The sequence below is a fragment of the Acidovorax carolinensis genome, assembly GCF_002157145.1.
Taxonomy (GTDB): domain Bacteria; phylum Pseudomonadota; class Gammaproteobacteria; order Burkholderiales; family Burkholderiaceae_C; genus Acidovorax; species Acidovorax carolinensis.
Window position 1 is genome coordinate 145,822 of sequence record NZ_CP021361.1, and the last position, 13,451, is coordinate 159,272.

At 67.5% G+C, this 13,451-nt stretch carries 12 protein-coding genes; 4 read left to right on the forward strand and 8 right to left on the reverse strand.

Annotated features, from left to right (window positions below):
- Positions 1-104: 104 nt before the first annotated feature.
- From CBP34_RS00675 to CBP34_RS00695, 4 genes are all read right to left on the reverse strand, one after another.
- Complete coding sequence (locus CBP34_RS00675) at positions 105-1,103, reverse strand: Bug family tripartite tricarboxylate transporter substrate binding protein (RefSeq protein ID WP_094098993.1); 999 nt, start codon at positions 1,101-1,103, stop codon at positions 105-107.
- Positions 1,104-1,215: 112 nt separating this feature from the next.
- The gene (locus CBP34_RS00680; protein WP_094097001.1) at positions 1,216-1,980 is read right to left on the reverse strand and encodes a crotonase/enoyl-CoA hydratase family protein; all 765 of its coding nucleotides are present in this window, start codon (positions 1,978-1,980) and stop codon (positions 1,216-1,218) included.
- Between the two features lie 175 nt (positions 1,981-2,155).
- Positions 2,156-2,923, reverse strand: coding sequence for an SDR family NAD(P)-dependent oxidoreductase (locus CBP34_RS00690; protein WP_094097003.1), 768 nt, complete (start codon positions 2,921-2,923; stop codon positions 2,156-2,158).
- Between the two features lie 64 nt (positions 2,924-2,987).
- Positions 2,988-4,166 (reverse strand): thiolase family protein, encoded by a 1,179-nt coding sequence (locus CBP34_RS00695; protein ID WP_086926216.1) that lies wholly within the window; start codon positions 4,164-4,166, stop codon positions 2,988-2,990.
- Between the two features lie 205 nt (positions 4,167-4,371).
- On the opposite strand from CBP34_RS00695, the gene CBP34_RS00700 reads away from it, so the two are divergent.
- The 4 genes from CBP34_RS00700 to CBP34_RS00715 all read left to right on the forward strand — a co-directional run bounded on the left by CBP34_RS00700 (position 4,372) and on the right by CBP34_RS00715 (position 9,236).
- On the forward strand, positions 4,372-5,931 hold the full coding sequence (locus CBP34_RS00700) for an AMP-binding protein (RefSeq protein ID WP_094097004.1): 1,560 nt from the start codon (positions 4,372-4,374) through the stop codon (positions 5,929-5,931).
- A gap of 74 nt (positions 5,932-6,005) precedes the next feature.
- Positions 6,006-7,160, forward strand: a complete 1,155-nt coding sequence (locus CBP34_RS00705) for an acyl-CoA dehydrogenase family protein (protein WP_094097005.1) — start codon at positions 6,006-6,008, stop codon at positions 7,158-7,160.
- A gap of 44 nt (positions 7,161-7,204) precedes the next feature.
- Positions 7,205-8,191: a Bug family tripartite tricarboxylate transporter substrate binding protein gene (locus tag CBP34_RS00710; protein ID WP_094097006.1), complete on the forward strand. Its 987-nt coding sequence runs from the start codon at positions 7,205-7,207 to the stop codon at positions 8,189-8,191.
- 28 nt (positions 8,192-8,219) lie between these two features.
- Complete coding sequence (locus CBP34_RS00715) at positions 8,220-9,236, forward strand: Bug family tripartite tricarboxylate transporter substrate binding protein (RefSeq protein ID WP_094097007.1); 1,017 nt, start codon at positions 8,220-8,222, stop codon at positions 9,234-9,236.
- Positions 9,237-9,261: 25 nt separating this feature from the next.
- Here the strand turns inward: CBP34_RS00715 and CBP34_RS00720 are convergent, their stop codons facing one another.
- From CBP34_RS00720 to CBP34_RS00735, 4 genes are all read right to left on the reverse strand, one after another.
- On the reverse strand, positions 9,262-9,726 hold the full coding sequence (locus CBP34_RS00720; protein WP_086910964.1) for a PaaI family thioesterase: 465 nt from the start codon (positions 9,724-9,726) through the stop codon (positions 9,262-9,264).
- 63 nt (positions 9,727-9,789) lie between these two features.
- On the reverse strand, positions 9,790-10,785 hold the full coding sequence (locus tag CBP34_RS00725; RefSeq protein ID WP_094098994.1) for a Bug family tripartite tricarboxylate transporter substrate binding protein: 996 nt from the start codon (positions 10,783-10,785) through the stop codon (positions 9,790-9,792).
- Positions 10,786-10,816: 31 nt separating this feature from the next.
- On the reverse strand, positions 10,817-12,385 hold the full coding sequence (locus CBP34_RS00730; RefSeq protein ID WP_094097008.1) for a class I adenylate-forming enzyme family protein: 1,569 nt from the start codon (positions 12,383-12,385) through the stop codon (positions 10,817-10,819).
- Between the two features lie 55 nt (positions 12,386-12,440).
- Complete coding sequence (locus CBP34_RS00735) at positions 12,441-13,388, reverse strand: Bug family tripartite tricarboxylate transporter substrate binding protein (RefSeq protein WP_094097009.1); 948 nt, start codon at positions 13,386-13,388, stop codon at positions 12,441-12,443.
- Positions 13,389-13,451 lie beyond the last annotated feature (63 nt).

Genomic DNA, 13,451 nt, shown 5'->3' on the forward strand with positions numbered 1-13,451 from the left:
GCGGGGTTCGTCGCGCCCTCACGGGCGGCCGGATACCGCGTTGCCCCGCCGGGGGCGCCCAGGCCTGCGGCACCCCTCACTCAGCGGATCATGGGTTCCTCACCTCAGTCGAGCTGCAGTTTCTGGCTGCGGATCAGCTCGCCCCAGTCCCGGCGGTCACGCTCCACCATTTGCGCGAACGGCTCGCTCGCCATGCCGCCGGGCCGGCCGCCCAGTTCGCGGTAACGCTGGACCACGGCCGGGTCCTTGAGCACGGCGATCAGGTTGTCGGTGAGCTTCTTCACGACGTCCGGCGGCGTCTTGGCGGGCACGAAAAAGCCCATCCAGCCCACTTTGTCGAAATCCTTCATGCCCAGCTCGGTCATGGTGGGCACATCGGGTAGATCGGGCTCGCGTTGGGCGCCGGTCACCGCCAGCGCGCGCAGCTTGCCGTCCTTGATGTGGCCCAGCGAGCCCGTGAGGTTGTCGAACATGAACTGCGTTTCGCCGCCCACGATGGCCATGGTGGCCGGCGCGGAGCCCTTGTAAGGCACATGGACCACATCAACCCCCGCGCTCTGGCGCAGCAGCTCGCCCATCAGGTGCGTGGTCTGGCCCACGCCCGCCGACGAAAACGCCAGCTTGCCCGGCTCGCGCTTGGCTGCGGCGACGAGGTCCTTCAGGCTCTTGATGGGCGACTTCGCCGGCACGACCAGCACATTGGCGAACGAGATCATGTCGGTCAACGCGATGAAGTCCTCGGCCTTGTAGGTGAGCTTCTGGTAGGCGGTGTAGTTGATGGCGTTGGAGCCGGTGTTGCCCACCAGCACGGTGTAGCCGTCGGGCTGGGCACGCGCCACCAGGCCGGTGCCGAGCATGCCGCCCGCACCGGGCTTGTTGTCCACCACGATGGACTGGCCCAGCCGCTCGCCGAGCTTTTGCGCCATGAAGCGCGCGGGCGTGTCGGTGGTGCCACCGGCCGCGCCGGGCACGACGAAGGTGATGGGGCGCGTGGGCCAGGCGGTGTCTGCCCGCGCGGGCTGCGACGTGGCCAGGGCTGCCAGACCCAGCAGGGCGCTGGCGCCCGCCAGGCGCAGCGCGTGGCGGCGATGAGGAAATTGCATGTTTTTCTCCTTGGGTTGTGGCTGCATTGCAGCCGTCTATTTGCTATTTTTTAGATAGCTTGTTGCGCTTGATGGGTGGGCGTTAACGCCTCTTTTGCCATCAAGCCTCGCATCAGACGCCTTTCCAGGTCGGCGCGCGTTTCTCGGCAAAAGCTGCGGCGCCTTCGCGTGCGTCCAGCGAGGCGAACACCGGCGTGGTGATGACGGCCTGGCGGTCAAACATCTCGGCCTGCGTCCAGTCGGCCGACTCTTGTGCCACGCGCTTGCTGGCGATCAGCGCCAGCGGGCCGTTGGCTGCCACGGCCTGGGCCAGCTCCAGCGCTGCATCCAGCGCCTGGCCGGGTTCGACCAGGCGGTTGACCAGGCCGTGGGCATGGGCGCGCTCGGCGCCGAACATGTCGCCCGTGAGGATGCATTCCATGGCGACGTGGTAGGGCAGCCGCTTGGGCAGGCGCAGCAGGCCGCCGCCGGAGGCCGCCAGGCCGCGCTTGACCTCGGGCAGTCCGAACTTCGCCGTGCGCGCGGCCACGATCAGGTCGCAGGCCAGCACCACCTCGAAGCCGCCGGCCAGCGCATAGCCCTCGACGGCGGCGATCAGCGGCTTGCGCGGCGGTTTTTGCGTGAGGCCGCAAAACCCCCGCCCGGGGATGGTGGGGCGCTTGCCCTGCAGGAAGCCCTTGAGGTCCATGCCCGCACAGAACGTGCCGCCCGCGCCGGTGACGATGCCCACCTGCAGCGCCGGGTTGCTGTCCAGCGCATCGAGTGCGGCGGCCATGGCCTCGGCCATCTCCAGCGTGGCGGCGTTGCGCGCCTCGGGGTTGCTCAGCGTCATGATCTGCACGTTGCCGCGTACTTCGACCAGTACCGTAGATGTCATCCAAAAATCCTTTCAGTTCTTGATCGCGCTGCAGGGCCCACACTGCATGAAACCGGCGCGACCTGAGGCCAGGGCAGCCGAGCAAGGGCCGCCCCGCAGCGAGGGCTGCGTCCCCTGCCCGCGTAGCGCAGCGAAGCGAGAGCGGGGGGAAGCGGCGCAGCCGCTCAGGGGGGTGTTATCTAGGCGCCATGCGGATGGCCCCATCCAGGCGGATGGTTTCGCCGTTGAGCATGGGGTTCTCCAGGATGTGCAGCGCGGTCATCGCGTATTCGCTGGGGTGGCCCAGGCGTGCGGGGTGGGGCACCGAGGCGCCCAGCGACTGGCGCACGGCCTCGGGCAGCTTGGCCAGGATGGGCGTGTCGAACAGGCCCGGGGCGATGGTGCAGACGCGGATGAACTTGGACGCCAGGTCGCGCGCGGCGACGATGGTCATGCCGATCACTCCCGCCTTGGACGATGCGTAAGGGATCTGCCCGATCTGCCCCTCGTAGCCTGCCACCGAGGCGGTGAGCACGCAGGCACCGCGCTCGCCGTCAATCGGCTCGTTCTTGGCCATGGCGACGGCCGCCAGGCGCAATGTGTTGAAGCTGCCGATCTGGTTGACACGGATGATGTTGGTGTATTTCTCCAGCGAGCCGGCGCTGCCGTCTTTCTCGATCAGGCGCACCGGCCCGCCGATGCCGGCGCAATGCACCAGCGCGCGGAAGTTGCCAAACGCTTCGGCCGCGGCGATGGCCTGGGCCATCTGTTCGGCGTCGGATACGTCGGCCTTCACATAGCGCAGACGGCCGGCGTATTTCTGCTCCATGGCAGCGCCGCGCTCGTCATTCAGGTCCACGGCCACCACGTTCAGGCCGCGCTCCAGCAGTGCAACGGCCGAGGCCTCGCCCAGGCCCGAGACTGCGCCGGTGACGAGGGCGGTCATTCCTTGTGTCAGTTTCATGTTTTTTCCCTTTATTGGGCTCTAGCGCTTATCCATCAAGCGCCAGCAGCTATTGATTTGATAGTTACAGACGTTCAATAATCGTGGCGTTGGCCATGCCCCCGGCCTCGCACATGGACTGCAGGCCGTAGCGCTGGCCGCTGTCTTCCAGGGCGTGCAGCATGGTGGTCATCAGGCGGATGCCAGAGGCGCCCAGCGGGTGGCCCAGGGCGATGGCGCCGCCGCGCGGGTTCAGGCGCTCGCCGTCGGCCTTCAGTTCTTTTTGCCAGGCCATGGGCACCGAGGCAAAAGCCTCGTTGATCTCGTAGTGCTGGATGTCGTCCAGCTGCATCTTCGCCTTGGCCAGCGCGCGCTGCGTGGCCGGAATGGGGGCGGTGAGCATGTACAGCGGGTCGTCGCCCACCACGTCAAAGGCCACGAAGCGCGCGCGTGGGCGCAGGCCCAGCTGCTGGGCGCGCGCTTCGCTCATGATGAGCATGGCGCTGGCGCCGTCGGTCATCTGCGAGGCGTTGCCAGCCGTGGTGGCCCACCGAATCTGCGGGAAGCGCGCCGACAACTCCTCGCTCTCGAACACGGCCTTCAGGCCGGCGAGCTTTTCCACCGTGGTGCCGGCGCGGATGGTTTCGTCCTGCAGCACGCGGCCCGCGGGCGTGTCGATGCCGACGATCTCGCGTGCAAAGCCGCCGCCGGACTGCGCGGCATGGGCGCGCTGGTGCGATCGTGCGGCGTAGGCGTCCAGCTCGGTGCGGGAGAGGCCCCACTTGGCGGCGACCAGGTCGGCCGACACACCCTGGCCCACCAGGCCGGGTGCGTAGCGTGCGTCAAGGCGTGCGCCGTTGGGGTTCTTGCCCATGCGCGAGCTGCCCATGGGCACGCGGCTCATCGATTCCACCCCGCAGGCGATCACGATGTCCTGCGAGCCGGCCATGATGGCCTGGGCCGCGAAGTGCACGGCCTGCTGGCTGGAGCCGCACTTGCGGTCGATGGTGGTGGAGGGCACATGCGCGGGCAGGCCGGCGGCCAGCCACGCCAGGCGCCCGGGCGTGCCCGCCTGCTCGCCGGCCTGGCTGACGCAGCCGCAGATCACGTCATCCACCGTGCCGGGGTCGAGCCGGTTGCGGGCCACCAACTGTTCCAGCACCTGCGACAGCAGGTCCACGGGATGGACTTCGGCCAGCGCGCCATCGGGCTTGGCCCGGGCCATGGGGCTGCGGATGGCATCGACGATGACAGGAATATTCATGTTTGCTCCATATGTTTATGAGACGAATGATCCATTAAAAATCATTTTCTACCGGTTAGTTTGTCTTGAAGGGCGTGTTAACCCTATGCTTCTTCGGTGGAGTGCCTGAAAAAATCACTGAAATTCCATTTTTGTGAGACGTGCAATTCGTTCTTGGTGGGGTTTGTCCACTTGCGGCGTCTGCGAGGAGAAACGAGTGACAGGTATGCAGGACTTCTTTGGCCGCGCGGCAGCGGCTCCCGATCGGGTGGTGTTGGTCATGGCCGAGACCGGCACGCAGCACACTGCCGGCGTAATGGCGCGCACCGCCTTGCAGATGGCGCAGTGGCTTCATGCCCAGGGGCTGCAGGTGGGCGAGCGCTTCGCGGTGGTGCTGGAAAACCGCGTCGAGATCCTGGCGCTGGCCCTGGCGGCTCGGCAGGCGGGCCTGTATGCCGCCGTGCTCAGCACCCACCTCACGCCGGCCGAAGTGGCCTACATCGTGCAGGATTGCGGCGCGCGGCTGGTGGTGGCCTCGCACAAGACCCTGCCCCAGCTGGCGCAGTCGCAGGCGGCCCACCCCCTGCCATGCTGGACCGTGGACGAGGCCACACCGCAGGCCCTGTCGTTGCATGCCGCACTGCAGGCCCTGCAGGGCCCGCCGGCGGACTTTTCGGACCGCCCGCTGGGGCGCGACCTGCTGTACTCCTCGGGCACCACGGGCCGGCCCAAGGGTGTGCTCAAGCCCCTGCAGCCCAGCCACCTGCGCGGCCAGACCGACCCCGAGGCGCTGGGCACGGCCCGCTTCATGGGCATGGGCGAGGACACCATCTATTTGTCGCCCGCGCCGCTGTACCACGCCGCGCCGCTGCGCTACACGATGCGCGTGCTGGAGCTCGGCGGGCAGGCTGTGATCATGGAGCGCTTTGACGCCGAAACCGCCCTGGCCCTCATCGAGCGCCACCGCGTCACCCACAGCCAGTGGGTGCCCACCATGTTCGGCCGCCTGCTCAAGCTGCCCGAGGATGTGCGGCGGCGCTACGACCTGTCCAGCCACCGCATGGCCATCCATGCCGCGGCGCCCTGCCCGGTGGATGTCAAGCACGCCATGCTCGACTGGTGGGGCGACATCCTGATGGAGTACTACGCCGGCTCCGAGGGCTGTGGCACGACGATGATCAGCTCTGCCGAATGGCTGCAGCGCCCCGGCTCGGTGGGCCGGCCCACCACGGGCCAGCTGCACATCGTGGACGACGCCGGGCAGGAGCTGCCCGCGGGTGAGATCGGCCAGGTGTATTTCTCGGGCGGGGGGCTGTTCAGCTACCTCAACGACGAGGAAAAGACCCGCCAGGCCATCAACGAGCGCGGCTGGATCACCTATGGCGATATCGGCCATGTGGACGCCGAGGGCTATCTCTTCCTGAGCGACCGCCGGGCAGACCTGATCCTCTCGGGCGGCGTCAACCTTTACCCGCAGGAGATCGAGAACGCCCTGATGCGACACCCCGACGTCCAGGAAGTGGCCGTGGTGGGCGTGCCCGACCCCGACTTTGGCGAGCAGCCCCTGGCGGCCGTGGTGCTGCGCCGTGGGGCCGAGGAATCGCTGGCGACGGCGCGCGCCATCGCTGCCCGGGCCGCCGAGGTGCTGGCGCGCATGAAGCTGCCTCAGCGCGTGGTGTTTGTGGACGCCCTGCCGCGCCTGGAGACCGGCAAGCTGCTGCGCCGCAAGCTCAAGGAGCGCTTTCGCGACGAGCCGCAGGCGGGATTTGCCCTGCGGGACTCCTGAAAACATAGCTGCCAACGCCCAATCCATAAGCGCTATCGCCGAATTTCATCCACATTTACTCCGAAAACATTCCCATGCAAGACCTGATCCAACGCACCGTCTACCGTGAAGACCACGAACAGTTCCGTGATGCCGTGCGCCATTTCTTTGACAAGGAAATCGTGCCGCACCTGGCCGAGTGGGACCGCAACGGCATCGTGCCCAAGGAAGTGTGGCGCAAGGCGGGCCGCGAAGGGCTGCTGAACACCATGCTGCCCGAGCCGTACGGCAGCGGTGGCGACTTTGGCCACGCGGCGGTGCTGATCGAGGAAGTGGGCCGCACCAACGCCTCGGCGCTGGGCTTCCCGCTGCACTCGGACATCGTTGCCCCCTACATCAACACCTATGGCAGCACGGCGCAAAAGGACCGCTGGCTCCCCAAAATGGCCGCTGGCGAGCTGATTGGTGCCATTGCCATGACCGAGCCGGGCGCAGGAAGTGACTTGAAGTCGGTGCGCACCACGGCCAAACTGGTCAAGAGCAGCGAAGGCGACCACTACGTCATCAACGGCGCCAAGACCTTCATCACCAACGGCATCAACTCCGAAATCGTGATCGTGGTCTGCAAGACCGCACCCGATCTGGGCGCCAAGGGCGTCTCGCTGATCGTGGTGGAAGAAGGCACACCGGGCTTCAGCAAAGGCCGCAAGCTCGAAAAGATCGGCCTGATGGGCCAGGACACCTCCGAGCTGTTCTTTGACAACGTCAAAGTGCCTGTGGACAACCTGCTGGGCGAGGAGAACATGGGCTTCAGGTACCTGATGCAAGAGCTGGCGCAAGAGCGCCTGGTGGTGGCGGTGCGCGCGGCCAGTTGCATTGAGTCGTTCCTGCAAAAAACCATCGACTACACCCGCGAGCGCAAGGCCTTCGGTCAGACCGTCTTTGATTTCCAGAACACCCGGTTCAAGCTGGCCGAGGCCAAGGCGCAGGCCACCATGCTGCGCACGTTTGTGGACGAATGCATGAAGCTGCACATGCAGCGCGCGCTGTCGCCCGAGCGCGCGGCCATGGTCAAGCTCAATGCCACGGCGCTGCAAAACCGCCTGCTCGACGAGTTCCTGCAACTGCATGGCGGCTATGGCTACATGACCGAATACCAGGTGGGCCGCGCCTGGACCGATGCCCGCATCGGCCGCATCTATGGCGGCAGCGATGAGATCATGAAGGAAATCATTGCTCGCACGCTGTAGCCCGATCCATTCATTCCCGACATAACATTCAAGGAGACATCACCATGGCATTCACCCGGCGCAAGACCCTGACCCAATGGCTACCCCTGATCGCACTGGCCGCCGCTTGCGGCGTCAGCAGCGCACAGGCACAGGACCACTACCCCAGCAAACCCATCCGCGTCGTCGTGCCCTATCCGGCTGGCGGCGGCACCGACACCATTGCCCGCCTGATTGGTGTGCAGCTGTCCCAGCGGCTGGGTCAGCCCGTGGTGGTGGAAAACAAGCCTGGCGCCAGCGGCATCCTGGGCAACGACACCGTGGCCAAGGCGCCCGGCGACGGCTACACCGTGCTCATGGGCATCACCACCGTGGTGCAGATCCCGGCGCTGTACAAGAAGGTGCCCTACAAGCTCAGCGACCTGACCCCGGTGTCGCAGGTGGCCAAGTCCGCGGACCTGCTGATGGTGCCGCGCAGCTCGGGCGTGACCACGCTGGAGCAGTTCGTTCAGAAGGCCAAGGCCACGCCAGGCACGTTCAACTACGGCAGCTACGGCAATGCCACCTCGTCGCACATGAATGGCGAGCGCTTCAAGCAAAAGGCCGGCATCGACCTCACCCACATCCCTTACCAGGGCTCGGGGCCCGAGATGGCGGCCATGCTGGGAGGGCAGCTGACGCTGGCCTTCGTCGATGCCACGGCCGCCTACCCGCACATCAAGTCGGACAAGGTCAACATCCTGGCCATCACCGGCGCCCAGCGCCACCCCGCGCTGCCACAGGTGCCCACCATGACCGAGGCCGGCTACCCTGGCCTGGAGGCCAATGGCTGGTTCGGCATGTTCCTGCCCGCCTCCACGCCCAAGGCCATCGTGGACAAGCTGGGTACCGAGGTGGCGTCCATCGTCAAGTCCCCCGAACTGAACAAGCGTTTGACGGAGATGGGATTGATTCCCGTGGGTTCGCTGCCCGACGAATTCAAGGCCCAGATCGACAAGGACGCCGCCCACTGGAAGGCCGTGGTCGAGGCGGCCAAGATTTCCATGGACTGAGCCCAACCACCCCAACCAGGACAAGCCGATGCCCCACGAAGCCAACCCTATTGGATGGAACCGGCGCCAGCTGCTGGCTTTGGCGGCCAGTGCCGCCGCCATCGGCCCGCTGGGCGCGCAGGCGCAGTCCCGGACCAGCTTTGCCACCCGCCCGCTGCGGGTGGTGGTGCCCTTTGCCGCAGGTGGTGCCACCGACGTCATCGCCCGCGTGCTCGGTGAGCGCATGGCGCAACGCTTCGGCCAGTCGGTCGTGGTCGACAACAAGCCCGGCGCGGCCGGACTGATCGCTGGCGATGCGGTGGTCAAGTCCCAGCCCGACGGGATGACGACGCTTCTGGGCACCACCTCGTCGATGCTGACCAACAAGTACCTGTACCAGAAGACGTCCTACGACCCGCTGACCGACCTGACCCCACTGGTGCGTGTATGCCTGGCACCGATTGCACTGGTGGTCACGGCCGACACACCCGCGCAGAACCTGCAGGAGTTCATGGCCTGGATCCAGGCCCAAAAGGGCAAGCTGTCCTATGGGTCCTACGGCATCGGCTCGCATGGCCAGCTGGCCTGCACCACGCTCAGCGATCTGGCCACTGCCGAGATGGCGCATGTCGCCTACAAGGGCGAGGCGCCCATGGTGCAAGACATGCTGGGCGGACAGATCAGGATTGGCATGGGCAGCATGGTCAATCTCAAGCCGCATATCGATGCCGGCAAGCTGCGCGCACTGGCGGTGACCGGCCCGCGCCGCGTGCCGCTGCTGCCCGACGTGCCCACCTTCGCCGAAGCGGGCTACCGGCAGGACGCGCTGTCCCTCGTTGGCTGGCTGGCCATTGCCGGCCCCAAGGGCATGCCGGCCGACGTGGCCCGGCAATGGGCTGCAGTCGCCAACCATGCGGTGGCCAGCCGCGAGGGCATGGCACGCATCATCGCAGCGGGCTTCGTGCCGGTGGATGACGATACCCCCGAGAAATTCGCCCGGCTGTGGGCGCAGGAAGCCCCGATCTGGGGCCGCCTGCTGCAAGCGGCAGGCGTGCAGCCCAGTTGATCCTTTCCTGGCCGCCCGCCGGTGCCTATGAGCCGGCGGCTGGCTGGCGCGCGATCAGCTTGAAGCTGCCGGTGGCGAGGGCCACCAGGGTGCCGTCCTCGGCGCGCACCTCGCCACGGGCAAAGCTGATGGATCGGCCGCGCCGCTCGCAACGCGCGGTGGCAATCAGGTCACCGCTGCCCGCCGCGACGTAATGCAGCGTCAGGTCGATGGTGGCCACGCCATGGGCGGCGGGGTCGTGCGCGCGCGCAGCCGCCGCCAGGGTGCAATCGAGCAGCGTGGCAATCGCACCGCCATGCACCTCACCGCGGCTGTTGGCCTGGGTTGCCTGGAAGCCCATGCGCACCTGGGCCATGTCGTGGCCAATGCGCTCGCCGCGCAGCGCCATGGCGCGTGCCATGGCCATGGGCAGGCCAAAGAACATGTCGGGGGCTTCGCCGGCGAAGGGGCTGGCGGGGATGTTGTCGTGGGTGGTGGACTGGTGTTGCATGGCGTGGATTGTCAGTGGTTCATGGCGGGCCCGCACGGCGCGGGCCACCGTGTAACGGGGGTGTCAATCCACTTTTGCGCCCGTGGACTTGACCACCGCGGCCCAGCGCGTGATCTCGCGCTCGATATGCGTTTGCAGCGCCTCGGGCGTGGAGCCCACGGGCTCGTAGCCGCCAGCGGCCAGCTGCGACTGCAACTGGGGCTGGCGCAGCGCGGTGGCGATCTCGCGGCTCAGGCGCTGGGTGACTTCGGGCGGCGTGCCCGCCGGAGCGATCAGCGCATACCAGCCGGTCACGTCAAAGCCGGCGATTCCCTGCTCCTGCACCGTCGCCACCTCGGGCGCCAGCGCCGACCGCTGGGGGCTGGTCACGGCCAGTGCATGCATGCGCCCGCTGCGGATGTGCGGCATGGAGGTGGAGATGCTGTCGAACGTGAGGTCGATGTCGCCGGCCAGCATGGCGTTGACCACGCCGGCGCTGCCCTTGTAGGGCACGTGCGTCATCTTGACCCCCGCGATGCTGCTGAAGTATTCCGCCGCGAGATGGCCGGTGTTGCCGTTGCCGGCCGAGCCAAAGGTGAGTTTGCCTGGTGCGGCCTTGGCGGCCTGGATCAACTCCTGGATGTTCCTGGCGGGCAGCTTGCCACTCGCCGCCACGACCATGGGCAAGTTGGCCACCAGCGACACGGGCGCGAAGTCCTTGCGCGTGTCGTAAGGCAGCTTGGGGTACAGGCTGTCGTTGATGGCATGGGCGGCCAGCACCATGAGCACCGTATAGCCGTCGGGCTTGGCGCGCGCCAGGTACTGCGTGGCCAGCGTGCCGCCGGCGCCGGGCTTGTATTCGAGCACCACGGGCTGCCCCAGCTGCTTCTGCAGCTGCACGGCCAGCGGCCGGCCCAGCAGGTCGGCGCTGCCGCCGGGCGGGTAGGGGATCACGAGCTGGATCGGCTTGGCGGGCCAGGGGTCTGCCGCCTGAGCGGCGGGCGTCAGCAAGGCGGTGGCGCCCAGCGCCAGGCTGGCAAGCACGGCGCGGCGCAACCGCGAGGAGGGAGGCAAGGGCATGGCGGTCTCCTGGTCGTTGTGAATAAAAAAGTCAATCAGCCGCGGGGGCTTCCTGCACATACTGCTCGCGCAACTGCCGCTTGAGTACCTTGCCGATCTCGCTGCGCGGCAGGCGTTCGACCCTGTGCACAGCCGCCACGCGCTGCGTTTTGCCCACGCGGGTGTTGAGCCAGTCGCGCAGTTCCTCGGCGGCGGGCTGCGTGCCCGGCCGCGCCACCACATAGGCCACCGGGGTTTCGCCCCATTGCTCGCTGGGCACGCCGATCACCGCGCATTCGGCCACCTGGGGGTGCTGGCACAGCACGCTCTCGATATCGCTCGGATAGACGTTGAAGCCGCCCGTGATGATCATGTCCTTCTTGCGATCGCCCAGCACGATGAAGCCGTCCGCATCCAGCCGGCCCACGTCGCCGCTGCGGATGTAGCGCCGGCCCTCGGCGTCGAACCACTCGGCCTCGCGCGTCTTGTCGGGCAGGCGGTAGTAGCCGCTCATCATGCCGGCCGAGCGGCCGACGATTTCTCCTTGTTCGCCGGGCGGCAGCTCGCGCCCCTGCTCGTCGATGAAACGGATGTCGGCGCCCTCGCCGGGGCGACCCACGGTGTGCAGCTTGTGGGGGTGGTCGTGGCAGTGCAGCTCGCAGCGCACGCCGCCTTCGGTCATGCCGTAGTACTCGATCAGGCGCCCCGGCCACCGCTGCAGTACTTCGGCCTTGAGGGTGGCACTGAACGGCGCACTGGTGCAGAACTTGTGCTGCAGCCGGCTTAAGTTGACGCGGTCAAAGTCGGGGCAGGCCATGAGGCGCTGGTACTGCACGGGCACCAGCATGGTGTGGGTGGCGCCGTGCTGCTGGGCCAGCGCCAGATAGCGCGCGGCATCAAACTTGCGCATCAGCACCAGCGTGCCGCCCAGCGCCAGCGTGGGCAGTGCCGCCACCAGTGTGGTGTTGGAATACAGCGGCGTGGCGCACAGCGAGACGGCATCGGGTCCGTAGCCGTTGGTAACTGCGCGCCGCACATGGGCCCAGCGCATGGCCCAGGACTGCACGATGCCCTTGGGCACGCCGGTGGTGCCTGAGGAATAGATCACATTGAACGGCCAATCGGGCTGCGGCGCAATGGGCGCAGGCGCCGCATCGCCCGAGGCCAGCCATTGCGACCAGGGCTCGCCCGCATCGGGCGCGTCGTCCAGCGCCACACAGCGCAGCGCGGCGCCCGCATGCAGCGGCCATTGCGCGGCCACCTCGCGGTCACGCAGCACCAGGCGCGCGCCGCAGTTGTCCAGCATGGCGCTCAGGTGCTCGGCCGTGGCCGATGGCGCCAGCGGTGCCACCGCCACGCCGGCGCGCAGCGCGCCGAGGTATGCCAGCACATATTCGACCGAAGTGCCGGCGCAGATCGCCACCACATCGCCAGGGCCGAGACCGCCCTGCTGCAGGCTGCGGGCCACCCGGTCCATGCCCGCGCGCAGCGCTGCGTAGTCGAGGCTCTGCCCGTCAAAGACCAGGGCGGTGTGGTGGGGGCGGTGCGCGGCCTGCTGCGCAATCAGATCGGGCAGCGAGCCGAAGGGCTGGGCCAGCAGGTGTTCGATGGCGTGGTGCATGGAATTGGGGGAGCAGGGTGGAAGGCGGGACCGGCGCGGGCCCGTCGTAATCGGGTTATTCGAGGGACAGACCTGCCGCCTTGACGATCTGGGCCCAGCTCTTGCGCTCCTGGGCGATGAAGGCGTCGTACTCGGCCGGCGTCTCGCCGCCGGGCACGCCGCCCAGCTCTGCAAAACGCTGGCGCACCTCGGGCGTCTGCATGACCTTGCGTGCGGATTGCTGCAGGCGATCGACCAGCGCGTCGGGCGTGCCGGCCGGCGCCAGCAGGCCGAACCAGGCCGTGACCTGCATGGGCACGCCGGCTTCGGTCATGGTGGGTACATCAGGCAGTTGCGCGGAGCGCGCGCCGCTGGTGATGGCCAGGGCACGGAACTTGCCGGCCTTGATGTGCGGCATCGAGCTGGGCAGGTTGTCGATCATGAAATCCACCTGCTGCCCCAGCAGCGCCGTCACGGCCGGAGCCGCGCCGGGAAAGGGCACCAGGGTCACGTCAATGCCCGCCTTCTGGCGGAACATTTCCGAGGACATGTGGGGCGACTGCCCGACGCCCGAGGTGGAGACGTTCAGGCGGCGCGTCTTCGCCAGGCTGACCAGCTCCTTCACGTTGCGCACGGGCGAGTCGGCATGCACCACCAGGATGTTGGGCACGGAGATCACGTTGGTGATGCCGCGCAGGTCGCTCTCCTTGTAGCTGAGCTGCTTGTAGAGGCTGAAGTTGATGGCCACCGGGCCGATGTTGCCCATCAACAGCGTGTACCCGTCGGGCTTGGCGCGCGCCACCTGCGCGGTGCCGATGCTGCCGCCGCCCCCGCCCTTGTTCTCCACGACGATGGGGGTGCCCAGGTCCTTGCCCATCTTCTCGGCCAGCACGCGCGCCGCGATGTCGGTGGTGCCGCCTGCGGCGGCCGGCACGACGATGGTGATGGGCCGCTCGGGCCAGGCGGCCCAGGTGACCAAAGGCAGGGTGGTCAGGGCGACCAGCATGCAGCGTCGAAAAATCATGGGTGTTTCCTCGTGGACGCTCCGACCTCGGCGAGGCTCTCAGCGCATGGGAGCCAACGATAG